A 20447-nucleotide genomic window follows, 5' to 3' on the forward strand; every position below is an offset into this window, starting at 1 on the left:
TTCACAACTATTGTGTTCCTTGTGAAATCTTTAGTGTGTTTCGTGGTTAAACCGAAGTATGATATATAACGAATATTTAAAAAATTTTCTACTACATAATTTTAACAATGACGCTGTCCAAAAAAAAACAATCTTTTTTTGGGCAGCCTCGCTGCATTCCAAGTGATAAAAGAAATTGGATTAGAGAATCATTCCGCCATCGATAAGGATTTCAGTTCCCGTCATAAAGCTTGCCACAGAATTGTCTGATAAGTAAACAACAGCTTTGGCAACATCCTCCGCAGTTCCCATTTTTTGTAAAGGAATTCCGCTGATCAGCCATTCATTAAGACCTTCCAGCGTTTTTTCGTCCAATCCGGCTTTTGTCATAATTTCTGTTTTTGTCGGGCCTGGACTTACCATATTCACTCTGATTTTCCTTGGTGCCAATTCGGCAGCGGCTGTTTTTGCAATAGAATTTAAAGCGGCTTTACTTGCCTGATAAATCGAGCTGTTGGGTTTGGAAGTTGTTGCAACATTCGATGAAAGGAATACCACTGAAGCGCCATCGTTCAGTAAAGGAATAAATTTACTCAAAGTAAAATAAGCTCCTCTGAAATTAATACCCATCACATTGTCAAAATTTTCAGCACTCATATTTTCAATAGAGCCTAAAGTTCCGGTGATTCCTGCATTAATGAACAAAATATCTACTTTTCCAAATTGTTTTTCAACATCCGCTTTTAACGTTTCAATATCTTCCAGTTTTCCCTGATCGGCTACAAACGGAATGGCTCCTAATTCTTCCGCAGCCTTTTCAACAGCTTCTCTTCGTCTTCCTGTGATGATTACCTTTGCACCATTTGCAATTAATTCTTTTGCGGTTGCATATCCAATTCCGCTGTTTCCGCCCGTTACGATGGCTAATTTGTTATTAAATGTACTCATTGTTTTAAAATTTTTGACAAAGTTATTGTAAATTGATATGCTTTTGTAACAAGTATCACAGAATATATCAGTATCATCAATGATATCATTTAACTTTGCAATTATGGAAAGAGATCAGACAGAAGAGCTTAGGGCATTACAGGATACCCTTTATTTCATCGGTGGGAAATGGAGAATTCCTGTTATCAATTCGCTTTGTAACGGCAACAGACGTTTTCGTGAGATTGAAAGAAGTATTCCGGGAATTACTACAAGAATGCTTTCAAAAGAATTGAAAGAAATGGAAATGAATAAGCTGGTTAAGCGAAATGTTTATCCCGAAACTCCCGTTTTAATTGAGTATGAACCAACCGAATACTGTCGAACGTTTGGAAATATCATTCAGGAAATGATTATTTGGGGTAGGGAACATCGAAAGGTGATTGTGGAGGATAAAATTTAGTTTTCTTAAATACAAATTTCACAAATGATACTGTTAAATATCAGTAGGAACGGGCTTTAGCCCGTTTCCATTTTTAAATACAATCTATTGGGCTTTAGCCAAAACTTAAAATTTATAATGTACTATGAAATTCATCTCTCCGAAATTAGATTATTACGGAAATTTTTATTTTAAACCATTAAGATTTTTATTAAGGAATTTAGAATATTAAGATGAGCTTTGCTTTTAGCATTGTGCTTATAAAAAATCAATTTGATTTTTCTTAATTAATCTTACTAACTTAAATGTTCTTAATGGTTGAAAAAATTCAGCAATCAAATTGTTCCATTAGTGTTTAAAAAAAGTTTAGACAAACAAAAAGCCCCTTTAAAAAAGGAGCTTTTCATCTATATCAAGATCGAGAATTAGATTCCGTCGATGATTTCATTTAAAACTGTACTTGGTCTCATCGCTGCATACGTTTTGTATGTATCCGTTTTGTAGTAACCCTCAATATCTTGTGGTTTACCTTGAGCACCAATGAGTTCAGTATTGATAACTTCTTCGTTTTCTTTCATTGCTTCCGCAATTGGAGCGAATTGTTGAGCCAATTCAGCATCGGCAGTCTGGTTTGCCAATGCTTCCGCCCAATACATTGCTAAGTAGAAGTGAGAACCTCTGTTATCGATTTCTCCAACTTTTCTTGCAGGAGATTTGTCAGTCGCTAAGAATTTAGCATTCGCTTCATCCAATGCATCCGCTAAAACCTGAGATTTTGTATTGTTTTGAGTTTGTGCTAAATGCTCTAAAGAAGCTTGTAAAGCTAAGAATTCACCTAAAGAATCCCATCTCAAATAACCTTCTTCAATAAATTGTTCAACGTGTTTTGGTGCAGAACCTCCAGCTCCTGTTTCGAATAAACCACCACCGTTCATCAATGGAACGATAGAAAGCATTTTAGCAGAAGTTCCAAGTTCAAGAATTGGGAAAAGGTCAGTCAAATAATCTCTCAATACGTTTCCTGAAACAGAAATCGTATCTTTTCCTTCTCTTGCTCTTCTTAACGTTTCAGTCATAGCATCCTTAACGTCAAGAATTTTAATATCTAGCCCATTTGTATCGTGATCAGCTAAGTATTTTTCAACTTTTTTGATCATTTCTCTGTCGTGCGCTCTTCCTTTGTCTAACCAGAAAATCGCAGGAGTATCAGAAAGTCTTGCTCTGTTTACCGCTAATTTTACCCAGTCCTGGATTGGAGCATCTTTAGTCTGACACATTCTGAAAATATCACCTTTTTCAACTTTTTGAGAAAGAAGAACGTTTCCGTTTTCGTCCTGAACTTCAACAGTTCCTTCCGCAGAAACCTGGAAAGTTTTGTCGTGAGAACCGTATTCTTCAGCTTTTTGAGCCATTAAACCTACGTTCGGAACAGAACCCATTGTTGTAGGATCTAACTTCCCGTGAGCTTTCATATCATCAATTACAGCTTGATAGAAACCTGCGTAAGAACGATCCGGAATGATCGCAACTGTATCTTCTTCGTTTCCGTCTTTGTTCCACATTTTTCCTCCGCCTCTTACCAAAGCAGCCATAGAAGCATCAACGATGATATCAGAAGGAACGTGGAAGTTTGTAATTCCTTTGTCAGAATTTACCATTGCCACTCTTGGTCCGTTTGTCAAAGCAGCTTCGATATCAGCTTTAATTTCAGCTTCCTGAGCATTTCCTTTGATTTTATCGAAAAGATCGGCAAGACCGTTGTTTGGATTGATATCTAAAGACTTGAAAGTCTCAGCATATTTAGTGAAAACTTCTTTGAAGAAAGTTTCTACAATCGCTCCGAAAATAATTGGATCAGAGATTTTCATCATCGTAGCTTTCAAGTGAGCAGAAAGAAGTACATTTCTGTTTTTAGCTTCTTCAATCGCTTCCTGAACGAAAGCTTTCAAAGCATTTAAATTCATTACAGAAGAATCGATAACTTCACCAGCCTGAAGACTTGCATAATCTTTCAACTGAGTTTCAGTACCATCGTTTGCTTTGAAAACGATTTTATATTTTGTAGCGTTTTCTACAGTCGTTGAAGTTTCGGTTCCGTAGAAATCACCTCCGATCATGTGAGCAACATCTGTTTTGCTGTCAGAAGCCCAATTACCCATTCTGTGAGGGTTTGCTTTTGCATAGTTTTTAACAGCTTTTGGAGCACGTCTGTCAGAGTTTCCTTCTCTTAATACAGGGTTTACAGCACTTCCTAAAACTTTAGCATATTTAGCCTTAATTGCTTTTTCTTCCTCGTTTTTAGGCTCAGAAGGATAATTTGGAACAGCAAAACCTTTAGCCTGTAATTCAGCAATAGCTGCATCCAACTGAGGAGCTGAAGCTGAAATATTAGGTAATTTGATAATATTCGCATCAGGTTGAGTTGCCAATTGACCTAATTCAGCCAAAGCATCACCGATTTTTTGGTCATCGTTCAAAAACTCAGGGAAGTTTGCTAAAATTCTTCCTGCCAAAGAAATATCCGGAACCGCGATCTCAATGTTTGCTGATTTTGTAAAAGCTTTTACAATCGGTAAAAACGAGTGTGTAGCCAACATTGGAGCCTCATCCGTAAGGGTGTAATAGATTTTTGATTTGTCTGACATTATAGTGTAATTTATTATTTGATTTTTAAGACTCACAAATTTAGTTAAATTTTAATTTTTTCCACTTTAATAATTAATGAGATTTTCCACTTTAAGAATTATTTAACCTTTATTTCAAGCAAAATCAACTGAAATTTGAATAAATTTGATAAACTTTAAAAATATAAATTATGTCTGCAATTACTTTAAAAGGAAATCCGGTAAATACTTTGGGCAGCCTTCCTGATGTAGGTTTCACCGTAAAAGATTTTGCGTTGGTAGATTCTGCTCTGAATGTGAAAACGCTTGAAAACTTTGAAGGAAAGAAAAAGGTATTTAACATTTTCCCGAGTATAGATACGCCTACTTGTGCATCTTCCGCAAGAAAATTCAATGAAGAGGTATCTAATCTTGAAAATACTGTGGTTATCAATGTTTCAAAAGATTTACCATTTGCATTGGGAAGATTTTGTGCTGCGGAAGGTCTGAATAATGTGGAAACACTTTCAGATTTCAGGGGTACTTTCGGTGATGATTATGAAGTAACGATTACAGATTCTCCGATGAAGGGGCTTTTGAGCCGTGCTGTAATTGTTACGGATGAAAACAATAAAGTACTTTATACTGAGCAGGTTTCTGAAATTGCTAATGAGCCTAATTATGAGGCTGCTTTGGTAGCTTTGAAATAGTAAGATTATTTCTCAATAAATTGAAATCATTCTGTTGTTTAACAGAATGATTTTTTTATTTTTGTGCATCAACGCAATAATCACCCATTGAAAAACAAGTTCACCTCTTTTACAATCATATGTTTTCTTTTTTATGGGAACGTTCTCCTTAAAGCACAGGAATATAAGGAGATTCTCGAATTGAAAAAGAAGTTGTCTTTTTCTACCCCGAATAATGAGAAAGTAAAAGTATACAGTGACTTAGCAAATCTCTATTCTGATTCTAAAAATATAGACAGTGCGATTCATTATTCTCAATTATCACTCCCTATTTATAAAAAAAATAATGATACAGAACAAATTGGAAGAGCTAATTTATTTATTGCCAATTTGTTTTTGCAAAAAAATGATTTAGCTACAGGTGAAAAATATTTAATTGAGTCAGAAAAATATCTTCACAAAACTGAAAATTATGAGAAAAGAGCAATGCTCAATCTTTTAATGGCAAGAATTAATACAGTTTATAAAAAAAATGATGTTTCCGCTAAATATTTTAATGAGATTTTAAAATATTACCACGATAAAAGGAATTTTGATAAAAAATTTGTCATGTACTCTTATCAGGGGCTTTATATCAACTATTTTGTGCAACAGGATTTTGTGAAAGGATTTGCTTCTCTCAAAACGTATATAGATTTTGTTGAAAAATATTATCCTGAAAGCCTATACTTAGCGTATAAAGATGCAGGAACTTTTTTCTTAACAAGCAGAGATAATAAGAAATCGTTATACTATTTTCAAAAGGCTTCGGAAATTGCGAGAAAAAATCGTGACCAGGCTCAGATTGTTGATATAGGAATGTCACTCGCTATGGTTTATGGCGAAACCAATCAGCTGGAGTTAGCAAAAAAAGAATTAAATGTTGCCAAAGATTATTATGAGTCAAAAAATAATAAGGCAGGTTTGGCATCGGTTTATTATTATCTTTCAGATATATATTCTAAAGAAAAAGATTATAGTATAGCTCAGGATTTTGCGGCTAAATGCATAAAGTTGAGTTCTGAAAACGACCCTCTTTATGATTACTATAAAAATCACAAAGGAAATGTAGAATTGAAAAAGATCATGGAAGATAGTATAGGTTTGAAAAATAATCAATCTAAGCTTTCTGAACTCAGCCAGCTGGTGAATGAACAACTCAAAAGTCTTGATCGTTTTTCTCAGTCAAAAACGGTTGTTTCACCAGAGCTTTTTATCCAAAATTACGAAGTTCTTCATCGGGCCTATGCATTTCTTGGAGATTATCCCCGTTCTTATTCATACTTGAAAAAAATGTATGAAACAAAAGAAAAGACCTATGGAATAGAGAAAATGAAAGCTCTTTCTTCTGTACAGTCTGAAACTGAAGTAGCCAACGAAAGAGCCCGTATTAAACTCGAAGAAGAAACCAAACGTATTCAGCTTCAAAAAGAAATCGAATTAAAAGCGCTCCGTTTTGAATACGAAAAAAAACAGGCTGCTGCAAAAACTGAAGAAGAGCGAAAAAGATTGGCGCTCGAAGAAGATCTAAAAAGAAAAGAAATTCAGATCAAATTCGATGAAGAGCAAAAGGCTGCTGCATTAAAATACAATCAGGAAAGAAATATTGCCAGAATCAATCAGGAGAAAAAAGATGCCATCGCAAAAGCTGAACTGGAAAGTTCACAAAATCAAAAAAATATCTGGGCAGTCGGAGCTGGTTTGTCGCTGCTTTTATTAGGTTTTGCAGGGTTTTCTTATAATCAAAAACGAAAAGACAATAAAAAAATCGCCGAAGAAAAAAAGAAATCTGATGATTTATTGCTCAATATTCTTCCACACGAAGTTGCTGAAGAGCTAAAAGAAAAAGGGAAGACCAGTGCCAAACATTTTGATGAAGTTTCAGTGTTGTTCACCGATTTTGTCAATTTTACGGCAAATTCAGAAAGAATTGGCGTTCAGGAAGTTCTTAATGAGCTTAATATCTGCTTCACAGAATTCGACAGAATCATGGAAAAATATGGTTTGGAAAAAATAAAAACCATTGGCGATGCGTATTTGGCTGTAAGCGGATTGCCGGTTTCTGATGAGAAGCATGGTAAAAACGCAGTAAGTGCCGGTTTGGAAATTCTTTCTTATATTCAACAACGGAAAAAAGACAACCCGAATGCACTCGACATAAGAATAGGAATTCACTCCGGACCTGTGATTGCAGGAATTGTTGGTGTGAAAAAATTCGCTTACGATATTTGGGGAGATACGGTAAATACGGCTGCGAGAATGGAGCAGAACAGTGTTTTAGGAAGGCTTAATGTTTCCGAAGCAACGTATAAATTAGTGAAAGATGACTTTACTTTCGAGCACAGAGGAAAAATAGAGACAAAAGGTAAAGGGGCTATGGAGATGTATTTTGTTAATCAGGTTTCATTTTAAATTTAAAAATTTTGAAAAAAAATATACTCTTTACATTTTTACTATTCATCTTTGCAGTATTGCAGAACATCTGTTTTGCGCAAAATTCTTTTGAAAAACCAACGGTCTTTACGGCTCAACAGATTAGAGAAGGAGCTTCAATTGAAGGGGAAAGCAAGTTTTACGATAAAGATAATCCTGCTTTTGCTTCACCGGATTTCGACGATTCAGCATGGAAATACATGAACTTCACTTCCAAAAAAGCTTATCATAAAGATCAGCCTTACTGGATTCGGTATTATTTTAAGATCGATTCTGCAATGGTGAACGAATCTCTGTGTTTTAATATCAGCCAGCTTGGCGCTTCGGAGATCTATTTAAACGGAAAAAAGATTGAAAGCATTGGTAAAATAGGAAATGCAAAATCAACTGAATTTAGGATAAAAAATGAGGTTCCTGCTTTGTTTTCTTTAGATAATACGGGGGTAAATGTTTTAGCAATACGATTTCTTCCCATCACAAAAACTAAAAAAACAGTCGTCAACTACAGTCCTATTGCGCTCGATATAGAATTAAACGCCGCTAATGACTTTCTGGATGATAAAGTTGATATGATGCAGGGCTTTAATTTTATTGCAATGCTTATTTGCGGTATTTTTCTTGCGCTTGGGTTTGTTCATTTGCTGTTATTTTTATTTTATAGAAAAGCTGTATACAATTTATATTTCTCTACCTACAACTTGTCCATTGGCTTGTTGAGCTATATGGTTCTTTCGTTTTATGAAATGACAGATCCGGATAAAATTAATACATATTCTTTCCTGTCATTTTTATCAATTGTGGTATTTGGCGCATCACTTACCGGTTTTGTCAATACACTCTTTGGAAAAAGCAAACTTCGGCTGAAAATCATGCTTGGTATCGCAGGGATATTTATTATTCTCTTTTATTTCAGCGCAGCACTTGCGGTTAGTTTTGTGTTTTTTTACATATTTATTGCTGCACTAGAATCTTTTTTCCTGATTATAAGAGCTATGATCAGAAGAGAAAAATCTGCATTTATTGTAGGGGGCGGAGTTTTGACGTTCTTCCTTTTTGTCATTATGCTTATTGTTTTTCAGATTTTAGATTCTTTAAATATTGTAGATCCTGATCAGCTTTTCGGGGATGATTTTATGGGGTATGCTCTGGGCTTTATATTTATCAGTTTTCCTATTTCAATTTCGGCGTATTTGGCTTGGGAATTTGCCTCAACCAATCTACGTCTGGTAAAACAGTTGGATGAAGTTAACAGATTATCCGAATTAAATTTAAAGCAGGAACAGGAAAAACAGCAGATTCTTCAGGATCAAAACGATTTGCTTGAAAAACAAGTCGATGAACGAACTTTTGAGCTCCAGAAAGAAAAACAGAAAACAGAGAACTTACTCCTCAATATTCTTCCCCACGAAGTTGCCGAAGAATTGAAGGAAAACGGAAGTTCAGAAGCGAAGTATTATGATGAAGTCAGCGTTTTATTTACTGATTTTGTTAATTTTACACAGAGTTCAGAGAAAATGGGCGCCGAAAAAATGCTGGTTGAACTGAATGAATGTTTTACGGCTTTTGACTTAATCATGGAAAAACATGGTTTGGAAAAGATTAAAACTATCGGTGATGCTTATCTGGCGGTTTGTGGGTTACCACTTAAAAATGAATGTCATGCTTATCAAACGGTTTTGGTTGCTTTGGATATCATTAATTTTATTGAAGAAAGAAAAAAGACCAACCCAAATGCTTTGGACATCAGAATCGGAATTAATTCAGGTTCTTTGATTGCCGGAATTGTCGGGGTAAAAAAATTCGCTTACGACATTTGGGGAGACACGGTAAATACAGCTGCAAGAATGGAGCAGAACAGCGAAAAAGGAAAAATAAATATTTCCGAATCGACCTATCAGTTGGTAAAAGAAAAAATAAACTGCGAATACAGAGGAAAAATCCACACCAAAGGAAAAGGCGATATGGATATGTATTTTGCACTTGAAATTAAAAATAAATAACTTATAATTTAACCACAAAAGAGACAAGAGACATTGTTTGTTTTTAAATTTTACATTTTGAAAATAAAACAAAACAAAACTTTTTTTAATGTCTTAGCTTAGTGAAACGCCTTTGCGAACGAAAAATATTTTCAAACATTTGAAAGAAATCTTTGCGAACATTGCGTTTAAATAAAACACGATTTATAAATGGAATACGAAAAATTAAAAAAAATCATATTAAACAGGCTTAAAGAAAATCTTCCTGAACATCTTTCCTATCACAGCGTCATGCACGTTAAAGATGTGATAGATTCTGTCGAAAAAATTGCTAAATCTGAAGGTGTAAATGATGAAGATTTGTTATTGCTGAAAACGGCGGCTTTGTTTCACGACACCGGATTTTTGTACGGTTCAAAAGAACATGAAGCAAAATCATGCGAAATTGCGGAAGAATATCTTTCAGATTACGGCTATTCTCAGGAACAGCTTGAGAAAATCAAAGGAATGATTATGGCGACAAAAATTCCACAAACTCCGCATAATCATCTGGAGCAGATCTTAGCCGATGCCGATTTGGATTATTTGGGGAGAGACGATTTTTTTACCATCGGAAATAAGCTTTTTGAGGAACTTTCCATGTTCGGAATCGTTAATTCTGAGCGTGATTGGAATTTATTACAGGAAAAATTCCTGGAAAGTCATCATTATTTTACCGAAACTGCCATCAAAAGCAGGAAAGACAAAAAACAGGACAACCTGAATATTATTAAAACAAAACTAAAAAACGACTAATCATTTTATGAGCTCACCAACTAAACATGGCCCGCTGTTTACCATTTCAGACATTATTTATCTTGTTTTGGGAGTTATTTCAGCGAGTTTTGCTTTGAAATCTTTCCTGGTTCCCAACCACTTTTTAGATGGTGGAGTTACGGGGATTTCCCTCTTACTTCATGAAGTTTATCATTGGAATTTAGGGGTTGTATTATTAGTTTTAAATATTCCTTTTATCGTTTTAGCGTATTTTCAGATCGGGAAACACTTTGCCATCAGAAGTTTTTTAACGATTTTATTAATTATTGTAACCATCTTTTTTGTTCCTTTTCCGGAATTGACACATGATAAATTATTAGTCGCTATGTTTGGCGGATTTTTCATGGGGATAGGTATCGGACTTTCTATGCGTGGTGGCGGAACTTTCGACGGAATGGAAGTTTTAGCTTTATTAACTTTGAAAAAAAGCAGCTTTAGCATCACAGAAATTATTTTAGGGATGAATGCCGTGATTTTCGTTATTGCAGCATTTATAAAAGTAGAAACGGCTTTATATGCAATTATGACGTATCTCGTGGCAAGCCAGATTACCAAATATGTGATTGAAGGAATAGAAGCGTACACCGGAGTAACCATCATTTCAGGAAACAGTGAAGAAATTAAAAAAGCATTGGTTCTAACCATGAATAAAGGGATTACCGTTTACAGGGGAGAAAGAGGTTTTATGAAAGAATCTTTTGAGCAAAGCCAGGATGCCGATATTATTTTTACGATCGTTACGAGATTAGAAGTAAGAAAATTACAGAATATCGTTCGTTCCATCGACCCAAAAGCATTCATTTTCACGCAAACAGTACGAGAACCTCAGGGCGGAATTGTAAAGGAAATTGTAAAGCATTAAAATAGACTTCTGAATTTTTACCGCAAAAGATGCAAAAGAGATAATTGAAAAAAATAGAAGTCTACAAAATGTAAAAACACTTATTGCTTTGTAAACTTTTGAACAGCATTAAAAGCAATAAAATCTTTTGAATCTTTTGCGGTAAAAAATAAAATATGCGTAAAGCCTTATGATTTTAACTCGTAAGGCTTTAATTTTGTACAACCAACAACCAACTAAGCAATGAAACGCTCCGGAACTGCAACATTACCCCTTCACTACGGCAAAGTACCGCCTTGGCTGTACGAACGCATGTCGATTCTTGGTTTATCCATTGTTGAAGTAATCCTTGCAGATTATGGAAAAAATGAGGTTTTGAAAAGATTGGCAGACCCGTTTTGGTTTCAAAGTTTTGGGGCAGTGATGGGAATGGATTGGCATTCTTCGGGAATTACCACGTCTGTAATGGGTGCGTTAAAACGCAGCATCAATCCGGTTTCTAAAGAGCTCGGACTTTATATTTGCGGCGGAAAAGGGCGATTCTCCAAGGAAACTCCGAATGAATTATTACTTATTGCTGATAAAACCGGATTAGATGGAAACGAGCTGGTTCGTGCAAGTAAATTATCTGCAAAAGTTGATAACACTGCGATTCAGGATGGATATCAGTTGTATCTGCACAATTTTATTTTATCTGATGAAGGAAGTTGGTCAGTCGTGCAGCAGGGAATGAACGATTCCGACGGAACAGCGCGTCGATATCATTGGCATTCCGAAAACATGGAATCTTTTGTCGATGCTCCGCATAAAGGGATTCAGGGAATCAACCGTGGAAATATTCTGAATTTAACAGCCACTGAAGCTCAGGAAAACAGAAAAGGAATTCTTGAAATTTCACATACCAATTCAGAAAAAATCATGCAGGATTTTGCGAATCTTATTCTGCCCAATCATCATGATGTTCGTGCTTCAGATGTAGATTTGAAAAAACTCGGAACATTATTGTACATGACGAGAGAAAATCAGCCTGAAAACTTCGAAGAATTATTATTGTTAAAAGGTGTTGGTCCGCGAACATTACAAAGTCTGGCTCTGGTAAGTGAAGTGATTCACGGGGCGCCTTCAAGATTTCAAGATCCGGCGAGATTTTCGTTTGCCCATGGCGGAAAAGATGGTCATCCTTTCCCGGTCCCGATAAATGTATATGATGAAACGATTTCTATTCTGCAGAAAGGAATTGAAAAATCCAAACTTGGAAATTCTGATAAGCTGCAATCCATCAATAAACTTCACACGGTAATTTCTGAAGCCGAAAAAAACTTTATACCCGATTTCGACATCAATGAGGTGATGGAAGAAGAACGGCAAAACTCATGGCGTTTTGGTGGTAAAACCGTTTTCGGTGATGCTGAAAAACCAGCACCTTCAAAGCCAATTCAGCTTTCTTTGTTTTAAATATTTTAGTATTCGACTCGTCAATTCGAGTGTTTTTTCGTGACAAAGTGGAGAAAAAATGTATCGAGAACCGGTGAATGATAAAAAAATAAGTCCTAAGCTCAATAGCTTCTCAATACGATTTTTTTCAAAAAATCTACTCGAAGTGACGAAAATAAATTAAAATATACAACGGATATGTTTTGATTAAAATATACCTGTTTGCCTACACTCAGATTTCTGTTTTAATTAAAATAAGGTTGTTTGTCTTCTCCTGGAAAACTGATTTATTTAAAACATACCTGTTTGCCCTTACACAGAAGCCTGTTTTTATTAAAACATGCATGTTTGTACTTTCAAAGAAATCTTTTTAGGTTAAAACATAGGTGTTTGTATTAAAACAGAAAACTTTTAAAGCTCAATGATACCTGTTTGCATTAAAACAGAAAATCAAATAGCATCAAACCGATGTATTCTTTCATAGATTGATCTGTTGAATAAAAATCTTTTATGATAAAATAAATCACAGAATTCCAATAAAAATTCTATTTTTAAGTTCAATTAAAACAGAACCAAAATGAGCAATAAAGCCTTAGAAATATGCTACGATTTTCCTTTTTTCTTGGATGATGAACTTCAGGAAGTGTTTCAGGCACATGAAAAAGTGTTTTTTCACAAAGGCGATCTCATTTTGGAGGAAGGAAAAACGGCTAATGAATATTATATTCTGGAGAAAGGTTTGGCCCGTTCTTTTGTCAATGATTTTAACGGGAATGAAGTCACGACTAATTTTTTCGTTGAAAATGAAATCATCATTGAAGTTTCTTCAATTTTTCAGAGAATTCCTACTCAGGAAAATATTGTCTGCATCACCGATTGCGAATGTTGGAAGTTCGATTTTGAAACCTTTCAGGAATTATTTCATAAAATCCCAAATCTCAGAGAATGGGGAAGAGCCTGGATGTCTCAACAGCTTTTTGTTTACAAACAACGTTCTGTGGAAATGTTTACGCTTTCTGCTACGAAACGTTATCTCAATCTTTTAGAGCAGAAACCTCATGTTATACAGTTTGCCCCGTTGAAGCAGATCGCTTCGTATCTTGGTGTGACAGACACTTCTTTAAGCCGAATCCGTAAAGAATTGGTTTCGCATCCCAAGAAAAATTAAATCTTGTCTTATGGCAAGTAGATTTCCGCTGCGACTTGGTAATTTTGGTTAAAAGTTTAACACTAAAAAAATTACAAAATGGAAATCACCCAGATTTATGTCAACCTTCCTATAAAAGATGTTCAGAAAACAAGAGATTTTTGGACGAAACTCGGATTTTCTATTAACGAACAGTTTTCCAATGAAAAAGCAATCTGTGTGATCATGAAGGCAGATCATATTTATACGATGTTTTTAAAGGAAGAATTTTTTCAAACATTTACAAACAGAGCTATTGCAAAGGGAGATACAACTCAAACGCTTCTTGCTATTGGAGTAAACAGCCGTGAAGAAGTTGAACATATGGTGAAAACTGCAACTGAAAACGGAGGCTCTACTTATAGTGAACCGCAAGATCATGGCTGGATGTATCAAAGAGCTTTTTCAGGTTTGAACGGACATCAGTGGGAAGTGATGTTTGCTGATATGTCTAAGCTTCCGACAGAATAAAATTTTAAATTAAGAATCTAATTAGTTTATGATCTTAGTGCTCTTATTCTACATGAACTTTGTTTATTTTTCTCTTAAAAATTAAAAATGTAAGCAATTTACTATTACTAAGAATTAAGAAATCAATCCGTTGATTCTTTTTAAGTAATTTAAGAATGAATAATTAAAATATTAAATTCTTAATATTAAATAAAATTTCAAAGATTAAACAAAGCTTTAAAAAATTACAAAAATGAAAATCAATCAAATCTATGTAAATCTTCCGGTAAAAGATGTTGAGAAAACAAGAGAATTCTGGACAAAAATAGGATTTTCAATCAACGAACAGATTACCGATGAAAAAGCCGTTTGTGTGATGATGAACGACAATATTCAGATCATGTTTTTGCAGGAAGAATATTTCCAGACATTTTCTGAAAGACCGGTTCCAAAAGGTGATACTACGCAGGTTTTAGTTGCCATCGGTTTAGACAGTCGCGAAGAAGTTAATCAGGTTGTAAATGCTGCAGTTGCCAATGGAGCTTATCAGCATGAAGAAGCTCAGGATCACGGTTGGATGTATCAAAATTCTTTCTGGGATATCAACGGACACGGGTGGAACGTGATATTTGCAGATCCGTCTCAACTGCCGACAGAATAGTTTAAACATTAATGATACAAACATTTTCCACAAATTTCATAGTCTTTTTCAAATAAAAAAAGATCTCTGTAATCAGCAAAATCTGCGAGAAACATTAAATATAAAATTCACAATATTTTTCACAAATAAATGCAGTCATCTGCGAAAATCCGTGAAATCTGTGGGAAATAAAAAAACAAAGCAAATGGATACACCAAGATCAAAAAAATTAGACATCATTATTCCTGCTTTTCGAGGTCACAGCCAAAATTTTCTAATGGTTCTCGACGGAATTTCAGAAGAAGATGCTTTGAAAAGGATTGAAGGCAGAACCAATCATATCATCTGGATGGTTGGAAACTTCCTGGACATGCGTTATGCAATGGCAAATGTTCTCGGGATGGAAGAAGAATTTGAATTCAAAGACCATTTCTTTCAGGGGAAAGCGTTGGATGAAAACCTGGTTTATCCGACTTTAGAGCAATTGAAAGAAAGTTTTCATAAAATTTCGCCATTGGTTTATCAGAAATTATTGGAAATAAACGATGAAGATTTAGATAAAGCTTTTCCGATGGGAATGAACATCGATTTCTTCCCTGAAACGGTTCTGAATTTTATTGGAATGTGCATCGGTCGTGAAGATTATCTGTGCGGGCAAATCGGTTTGATGCGCAGAATTCTGAACTATGAAGGTATGAAATATGATTTCGATAAAGATTTAAAATATTAAAAATGAATCCGGTTGAAAAAGGTCATAAGCAGGTCAACGGAATTAAGATGTATTATGAAATCTACGGTTCCGGAAAACCTTTGGTACTGATTCATGGTGGTGGCGGTTCGATTTTATTTGATTATAAAGAAGTGATTTCAAGACTGGAAAATAAATTTCAGCTTATTGGAATTGATCTTCAAAATCATGGAATGTCGGAGCATCGCAGTATTCCAGAAACTTTTGAACAGGACGCAAAAGATGTTGCCGAACTTCTGAAAGAAATCAATATAGAAAAAGCTTCGTTCTGGGGCTTCAGCAATGGTGGAAATACGGTAATGCAAATTGCTCATCTTTTTCCTGAAATGGTTGAAAAATTGATTGTTGCATCTGCTTTTTACAAAAGAAACGGAATGATGGATGGTTTTTTCGAAAGTATGATGGACGCAACTTTAGATTCAATGCCTGAGCCGCTTAAAATTAATTTTTTAAACTTGAATCCTGATTTTTCAGCGCTGGAAAATATGTTTGATAAAGACAGCAAAAGAATGCAGACTTTCGAAGACTGGAGTGAAGATATTTTAAAAGGAATAAAGTCTCCGACTTTGTTTATTTCCGGCGATCAGGATGTAATGAAACCTGAGCATGTTTTAGAAATGTGGCGTTTAGTGAAAAATTCTCAATTAATGATTCTCCCTGCAACACACGGTTCTTACATGATGGCCGATTTTGGGGGAAATGTTGATGAAATGCTGATAGATTTTACGGTAAACGAGGTTGAGAAATTTTTGAATAATTAAAATTAATAGAGTTTTCATCTGAATAGATTCTTCAATCCGCTTCGCTTCTTTCAGAATGCTAAGCCAAGTAAATATAACCTATAGCCTTTGCTGAGTGAAATCGAAGATTCGACGAAGTCAAACGCCTTTGCGAACGAAAATATGCGCAATTAAATTAAAGAAAAATCTTTGCGGACTTTGCGTTAAAATGAATATCTGAAGTAATTAAAAGATTGCTTCGTCGCTCCGCTTCTCGCAATGACAATAAAAAATATTAATAATTAAAAAATAAAAATCATGGCTAAATTAAATCCTTACTTAAATTTTGATGGGAAAGCAGAAGAAGCTTTCAATTTTTACAAATCTGTTTTCGGTGGAGAATTTGTAGGCGAAATCCATAAAATGGGAAATGCTCCCGGAACTGAAAATCTATCCGACGAGGAAAAAAACAGAGTAATGCACATTGCGCTTCCCATTGGCGGAGATTTGCTGATGGCATCAGATATTGTTCCGAGTTTCGGGCAGAATCTTACGGTAGGAAACAACAATTACGTTTCTATTTTCCCTGAATCTAAAGACGAAGCCGACAGACTTTTCAAAGGGCTTTCTGAGGGAGGAAATATCGAAATGCCGATTGAAGACCAGTTTTGGGGCGATTATTTCGGAAGTTTTCAGGACAAGTACGGTGTTCACTGGATGGTAAACTATAACGAAGAATATACAAAATAGTCTTATCTTTAAACTAAATTATATTAAAAAAGGGTAGCTGTTTGGGTTGCCCTTTTTACCTCAACCACAAAATTAGATACTATGGAACCTATTAAAATTGATATTACGATTTTAAAACCTGTTCAGAAGGTATGGGATTATTACAACGATCCAAAACACATTACAAAATGGAACTTTGCTCACGAAACATGGCAATGCCCAAGTTCAGAAAACGATTTGCGTGTCGGCGGAAAATTTAAAAACAGAATGGAAGCGAAAGACGGAAGTTTTGGGTTTGATTTTGAAGGAACTTACGATGAGGTGATTCCTAATAAAAGAATCAAATACCATCTGGAAGACGGCAGAAATGTTGACGTTGATTTTCATGAAATCGATACTGACACAACGAAAGTAGACATTGTTTTTGATCCTGAAAAACAAAATTCAGTGGAAATGCAGAGAGACGGATGGTATGCTATTCTGAATAATTTTCATAAGTACGTAGAAAACCACTAATAATCTTTTCATCATGATCAATTTGGTAATAATGGCAAAATGTTTAAGTTCCATTTGCGCTGTAAGTCATGTTGTCAAAGGGAACTTTTTAAAAGGGGTTATTGCAACGCCCGCAAGAAGAGCACTGGAAAAAGAGAAAATAGATTCGCTGGAAAAGTTATCAGATTATTCTGAGAAAGAAATCATGCAGCTGCATGGATTTGGTAAAAATACGATGCAAAAACTTAAGGTTTACATGAATGAGAATCATGTTTCTTTTAAAAATAATTAATAATTAAAATACACCATTTGTCATTCTGACGAAGGAAGAAGCTGTTTAATTTTAAACTAAAGATAGCTTCACCTCGTTCACAATGATGATTAAATTTAAAATTATGAACAACGATATTTTCCCCTGCCTTTGGTACGATGGGGAATCGAAAGAATCTGCAGAATTCTACTGCAACGTATTTAACGGGAAAATTACGGCAGATACACCTGTTGTGATGAATATTGAAATTTTCGGTCAGAAGTTAATGCTGTTAAACGGCGGACCTCAATTCAAAAAAAATGCCTCGGTTTCTTTTATGGTGATTTGTGAAACGGAAGATGAGGTTCAGAAATATTGGAATGAGCTTTCTGAAACAGGAATGGTATTAATGGATCTGAATGCTTATTCTTGGAGTAAAAAATATGGCTTGGTTCAGGATAAATATGGCGTGAGCTGGCAGATTTTCTTAGGTGAAAAACAGCGTGAACAAAAAATTATTCCGACTTTAATGTTCATCCATGAAAATAACGGAAAAGCAATGGAAGCAATGGAATTGTACACGAAAACTTTTCCGAATTCTAAAATCGGAAATATTTTAAGATACGGAGACGGTAGTGAAGGCTATCCCAACCCGGAGCCGGCTCAAAATATTCAACATGCTCATTTTGAAATTGATGGCTATAGTTTTTTCTGTATGGATAATTCTTACGATCATCAGTTTGATTTTAATGAAGGAATTTCAATGGTTGTGATGACCGATAATCAGGACCAAACCGATACATATTGGAATACTTTGACTTCGGATGGCGGAAGAGAAAGTATGTGCGGCTGGCTGAAAGATAAATATGGTTTTAGTTGGCAAATTGTTCCAAAAAAGCTGATTCAATTGATGAGTGATCCGGATCAGGAAAAAGCTCAGAAAGTGGTTATGGCAATGATGAAAATGCAGAAAATTGTTATTAAAGATTTAGAAGAAGCTTACAATTCTTAAAGTTTAAGCCGGAAGCTTGATGATGGAGGCTGGAAGTAATATTAAGTCTGAAAATAACTTCCCACATCCGGCTTCCATCATCCAACCTTTTCCTCTTCGGCTTGCTGTTTGATACATTTCCTGTAAAAGATTTGCTTATGAAGACACAGAACAAGTCAAAATCGCTTTCAAAAGTACCTAAAGACGGTTTGTATCCCGAAATCATCAGGAAAAATTATTTGGGAAGTAAAAAGTTGCTCAACAAAAAAGCACTTATTTCTGGAGGAGACAGCGGAATCGGACAAGCTGTTGCCGTTCATTTTGCAAGAGAAGGGGCAGATGTTGCCATCATTTACAAAGAAAGTGTGAAAGATGCCAAAGAAACTCAGAAACTGATCGAAAAAGAAGGTCAGAAATGTATTCTTTTAAAAGGTGATATTTCTAAAAAAATATTTAGAAATAATACTTTAGAAAAGATTAAAAAAGAATGGAAAACAATTGATATTCTGGTTAATAATGCCGGAATTCAGTTTCCTAAAAGTGAAATTTCTAAAATTAAAGACGAACAAATCAAAGAAACATTTGATGTCAATATTACTTCGATGATTTCATTTACAAGAGATTGTTTGGCTTTAATGAAAAAAGGCGGAAGAATTATTTGCACAACATCGGTTACTGCATATCGTGGAAGCAATCATCTTATTGATTATTCAGCGACAAAAGGTGCAATCGCAACATTTATCCGCTCACTCTCTGTAAACCTTGCCGATCAGAAAATTCTGGTAAACGGTGTTGCTCCCGGACCGATCTGGACACCTTTAGTAAAAGAAACTTTTGAAGATATAACCTCTTTTGGAAAAGATACTCCGCTGAAAAGGGCAGGGCAACCTTCAGAAGTAGCTCCGGCTTATGTTTTTTTAGCGTCAGAAGATTCAAGTTTTATAACGGGCGAAATTATCCACATCAACGGAGGAGATTTTGTCGGCGGATAATTAATTTTACCTAAACCTAACTTCAAAATATGGAACTTTTAAAATTTGAAATTAAAATAAATGCATCCCCCGAAAAAGTATGGACTGTGCTTTGGGAAGATACACATTACAGACAATGGACTTCCGCTTTTACACAAGGCTCTTTTTATATGGGAACCCTTGACGAAGGAAGTAAGGTACAGTTTTTAGACCCTGAAAATAACGGAATGTTCAGTAAAGTTGTAAAAAATATTCCCAATAAAGAAATGGTTTTTCTGCACTTGGGAGAAATTTACAGTGGAATTGAAACTCCGATGGATTGGGGCGATGCTACTGAATCTTACTTTTTGGAGGGAAATGAAGAAGAAACCAAACTCATTTTAGAAATAAACACAACAGAAGAGTTTAAGAGTTTTTTCGAAGAGAAAATTCCACAGGCAATACAGAATGTTAAAAATTTAGCTGAAAATCAATTATAATTCAACACCAATTAAGCGGATGAACTTCTATGTTGTGAAATTCGTGCTGAAAATTTGTGTCATTTGTGTTTAAATTAAAACAAACCAAAAATCAAAATATATGGAAACCTTATCATATGAAATTATAATCGATGCTCCCAAACAAAAAGTATGGGATGCACTTTGGGGAAACGAAACGTATAGTGAATGGACGAAATTTTTCAGTCCAGGTTCACAAATGAAATCTGATTGGCAAGTCGGAGGGAAAACTTATTTCACAAATACTGAAGGTGAAGGAATGGTTTCCACAATAGACAGTCTTGAAAAACCCGATCAGATAATTTTTAAACATTTAGGAATGGTGGACAAAGACGGTAACGAAGACACTCAAAGCAAAGAAGTAATGGAATGGAGTGGCTGCTTCGAAAAATATATCTTAATTGATTTTGATGGGAAAACAAAGCTTCATGTTGAAGTTCAAACCGAAAAATCATGGCGAGATCACATGGATAAAGGCTTTACGCAAGGCTTAGAGGTTGTGAAAAACATTGCAGAGGCAAATTAATATGAACTGAATAGTTTCATTCAGGAGGTTTTTTATAGAAAGCCTCTTTTTTATTTAATTTTA

21 protein-coding genes are annotated in these 20447 nt (G+C 35.0%); 19 read left to right on the forward strand and 2 right to left on the reverse strand.

The window, feature by feature from the left end:
• Positions 1-180 precede the first annotated feature (180 nt).
• On the reverse strand, positions 181-927 hold the full coding sequence (locus ACR1PN_RS00145) for an SDR family oxidoreductase (RefSeq protein ID WP_433978343.1): 747 nt from the start codon (positions 925-927) through the stop codon (positions 181-183).
• 103 nt (positions 928-1030) lie between these two features.
• Between ACR1PN_RS00145 and ACR1PN_RS00150 the strand changes: the two genes are divergently transcribed.
• On the forward strand, positions 1031-1369 hold the full coding sequence (locus ACR1PN_RS00150) for a winged helix-turn-helix transcriptional regulator (protein WP_248876955.1): 339 nt from the start codon (positions 1031-1033) through the stop codon (positions 1367-1369).
• A 404-nt stretch (positions 1370-1773) separates the two neighbouring features.
• Here the strand turns inward: ACR1PN_RS00150 and ACR1PN_RS00155 are convergent, their stop codons facing one another.
• On the reverse strand, positions 1774-3993 hold the full coding sequence (locus tag ACR1PN_RS00155) for an NADP-dependent isocitrate dehydrogenase (RefSeq protein ID WP_433978344.1): 2220 nt from the start codon (positions 3991-3993) through the stop codon (positions 1774-1776).
• 170 nt (positions 3994-4163) lie between these two features.
• Here ACR1PN_RS00155 and tpx point away from each other — a divergent pair, with 170 nt between their 5' ends.
• The 18 genes from tpx (at position 4164) to ACR1PN_RS00245 (ending at position 20384) form a co-directional block, all read left to right on the forward strand.
• Entirely contained in the window at positions 4164-4661 is a 498-nt protein-coding gene (gene tpx / locus ACR1PN_RS00160) for a thiol peroxidase (RefSeq protein ID WP_433978345.1), read from the forward strand.
• An 87-nt stretch (positions 4662-4748) separates the two neighbouring features.
• Positions 4749-7091 carry an adenylate/guanylate cyclase domain-containing protein gene (locus ACR1PN_RS00165; protein WP_433978346.1) on the forward strand — a complete coding sequence of 781 codons (2343 nt, stop codon included), beginning with the start codon at positions 4749-4751 and terminating at the stop codon, positions 7089-7091.
• Between the two features lie 11 nt (positions 7092-7102).
• Positions 7103-9112, forward strand: coding sequence for an adenylate/guanylate cyclase domain-containing protein (locus ACR1PN_RS00170; RefSeq protein ID WP_433978347.1), 2010 nt, complete (start codon positions 7103-7105; stop codon positions 9110-9112).
• Positions 9113-9301: 189 nt separating this feature from the next.
• Positions 9302-9886: an HD domain-containing protein gene (locus tag ACR1PN_RS00175; protein ID WP_072960552.1), complete on the forward strand. Its 585-nt coding sequence runs from the start codon at positions 9302-9304 to the stop codon at positions 9884-9886.
• Positions 9887-9893: 7 nt separating this feature from the next.
• Positions 9894-10769, forward strand: coding sequence for a YitT family protein (locus tag ACR1PN_RS00180; protein ID WP_433978348.1), 876 nt, complete (start codon positions 9894-9896; stop codon positions 10767-10769).
• Between the two features lie 222 nt (positions 10770-10991).
• Positions 10992-12203 (forward strand): DUF763 domain-containing protein, encoded by a 1212-nt coding sequence (locus ACR1PN_RS00185; protein WP_433978349.1) that lies wholly within the window; start codon positions 10992-10994, stop codon positions 12201-12203.
• A 556-nt stretch (positions 12204-12759) separates the two neighbouring features.
• Positions 12760-13350, forward strand: a complete 591-nt coding sequence (locus ACR1PN_RS00190; RefSeq protein WP_072960542.1) for a Crp/Fnr family transcriptional regulator — start codon at positions 12760-12762, stop codon at positions 13348-13350.
• 78 nt (positions 13351-13428) lie between these two features.
• Complete coding sequence (locus ACR1PN_RS00195) at positions 13429-13839, forward strand: VOC family protein (protein ID WP_433978350.1); 411 nt, start codon at positions 13429-13431, stop codon at positions 13837-13839.
• Between the two features lie 232 nt (positions 13840-14071).
• Positions 14072-14479, forward strand: a complete 408-nt coding sequence (locus ACR1PN_RS00200; protein ID WP_433978351.1) for a VOC family protein — start codon at positions 14072-14074, stop codon at positions 14477-14479.
• A 184-nt stretch (positions 14480-14663) separates the two neighbouring features.
• Positions 14664-15188: a DinB family protein gene (locus ACR1PN_RS00205; protein ID WP_433978352.1), complete on the forward strand. Its 525-nt coding sequence runs from the start codon at positions 14664-14666 to the stop codon at positions 15186-15188.
• A 2-nt stretch (positions 15189-15190) separates the two neighbouring features.
• Positions 15191-15967, forward strand: a complete 777-nt coding sequence (locus ACR1PN_RS00210) for an alpha/beta fold hydrolase (RefSeq protein ID WP_433978353.1) — start codon at positions 15191-15193, stop codon at positions 15965-15967.
• A 276-nt stretch (positions 15968-16243) separates the two neighbouring features.
• Positions 16244-16675 carry a VOC family protein gene (locus tag ACR1PN_RS00215; RefSeq protein ID WP_072960528.1) on the forward strand — a complete coding sequence of 144 codons (432 nt, stop codon included), beginning with the start codon at positions 16244-16246 and terminating at the stop codon, positions 16673-16675.
• An 81-nt stretch (positions 16676-16756) separates the two neighbouring features.
• Entirely contained in the window at positions 16757-17170 is a 414-nt protein-coding gene (locus ACR1PN_RS00220) for an SRPBCC family protein (RefSeq protein WP_433978354.1), read from the forward strand.
• 31 nt (positions 17171-17201) lie between these two features.
• Positions 17202-17441, forward strand: coding sequence for a hypothetical protein (locus ACR1PN_RS00225; protein WP_378173696.1), 240 nt, complete (start codon positions 17202-17204; stop codon positions 17439-17441).
• A gap of 103 nt (positions 17442-17544) precedes the next feature.
• Positions 17545-18411, forward strand: coding sequence for a VOC family protein (locus ACR1PN_RS00230; protein ID WP_433978355.1), 867 nt, complete (start codon positions 17545-17547; stop codon positions 18409-18411).
• Between the two features lie 137 nt (positions 18412-18548).
• Positions 18549-19382 carry an SDR family oxidoreductase gene (locus ACR1PN_RS00235; protein ID WP_378173690.1) on the forward strand — a complete coding sequence of 278 codons (834 nt, stop codon included), beginning with the start codon at positions 18549-18551 and terminating at the stop codon, positions 19380-19382.
• Positions 19383-19411: 29 nt separating this feature from the next.
• A complete protein-coding gene (locus tag ACR1PN_RS00240; RefSeq protein WP_433978356.1) occupies positions 19412-19840 on the forward strand; it encodes an SRPBCC domain-containing protein in 429 nt (142 codons plus the stop codon).
• Positions 19841-19940: 100 nt separating this feature from the next.
• Positions 19941-20384, forward strand: coding sequence for an SRPBCC family protein (locus tag ACR1PN_RS00245; protein WP_433978357.1), 444 nt, complete (start codon positions 19941-19943; stop codon positions 20382-20384).
• Positions 20385-20447: the final 63 nt, after the last annotated feature.

The organism is Chryseobacterium sp. RLHN22 (assembly GCF_051011795.1).
GTDB classification, from domain to species: domain Bacteria; phylum Bacteroidota; class Bacteroidia; order Flavobacteriales; family Weeksellaceae; genus Chryseobacterium; species Chryseobacterium zhengzhouense.

Bases quoted from the DNA above. Each gene is read 5' to 3' on its own strand.
- ACR1PN_RS00185 (WP_433978349.1), top strand. From the start codon at position 10,992: ATGAAACGCTCCGGAACTGCAACATTACCCCTTCACTACGGCAAAGTA.
- ACR1PN_RS00245 (WP_433978357.1), top strand. From the start codon at position 19,941: ATGGAAACCTTATCATATGAAATTATAATCGATGCTCCCAAACAAAAA.
- ACR1PN_RS00145 (WP_433978343.1), bottom strand. From the start codon at position 927: ATGAGTACATTTAATAACAAATTAGCCATCGTAACGGGCGGAAACAGC.
- ACR1PN_RS00155 (WP_433978344.1), bottom strand. From the start codon at position 3,993: ATGTCAGACAAATCAAAAATCTATTACACCCTTACGGATGAGGCTCCA.
- ACR1PN_RS00180 (WP_433978348.1), top strand. From the start codon at position 9,894: ATGAGCTCACCAACTAAACATGGCCCGCTGTTTACCATTTCAGACATT.
- ACR1PN_RS00210 (WP_433978353.1), top strand. From the start codon at position 15,191: ATGAATCCGGTTGAAAAAGGTCATAAGCAGGTCAACGGAATTAAGATG.
- ACR1PN_RS00235 (WP_378173690.1), top strand. From the start codon at position 18,549: ATGAAGACACAGAACAAGTCAAAATCGCTTTCAAAAGTACCTAAAGAC.
- ACR1PN_RS00195 (WP_433978350.1), top strand. From the start codon at position 13,429: ATGGAAATCACCCAGATTTATGTCAACCTTCCTATAAAAGATGTTCAG.
- ACR1PN_RS00230 (WP_433978355.1), top strand. From the start codon at position 17,545: ATGAACAACGATATTTTCCCCTGCCTTTGGTACGATGGGGAATCGAAA.
- ACR1PN_RS00175 (WP_072960552.1), top strand. From the start codon at position 9,302: ATGGAATACGAAAAATTAAAAAAAATCATATTAAACAGGCTTAAAGAA.
- ACR1PN_RS00220 (WP_433978354.1), top strand. From the start codon at position 16,757: ATGGAACCTATTAAAATTGATATTACGATTTTAAAACCTGTTCAGAAG.
- ACR1PN_RS00205 (WP_433978352.1), top strand. From the start codon at position 14,664: ATGGATACACCAAGATCAAAAAAATTAGACATCATTATTCCTGCTTTT.
- tpx (WP_433978345.1), top strand. From the start codon at position 4,164: ATGTCTGCAATTACTTTAAAAGGAAATCCGGTAAATACTTTGGGCAGC.
- ACR1PN_RS00225 (WP_378173696.1), top strand. From the start codon at position 17,202: ATGGCAAAATGTTTAAGTTCCATTTGCGCTGTAAGTCATGTTGTCAAA.
- ACR1PN_RS00190 (WP_072960542.1), top strand. From the start codon at position 12,760: ATGAGCAATAAAGCCTTAGAAATATGCTACGATTTTCCTTTTTTCTTG.
- ACR1PN_RS00215 (WP_072960528.1), top strand. From the start codon at position 16,244: ATGGCTAAATTAAATCCTTACTTAAATTTTGATGGGAAAGCAGAAGAA.
- ACR1PN_RS00150 (WP_248876955.1), top strand. From the start codon at position 1,031: ATGGAAAGAGATCAGACAGAAGAGCTTAGGGCATTACAGGATACCCTT.
- ACR1PN_RS00200 (WP_433978351.1), top strand. From the start codon at position 14,072: ATGAAAATCAATCAAATCTATGTAAATCTTCCGGTAAAAGATGTTGAG.
- ACR1PN_RS00240 (WP_433978356.1), top strand. From the start codon at position 19,412: ATGGAACTTTTAAAATTTGAAATTAAAATAAATGCATCCCCCGAAAAA.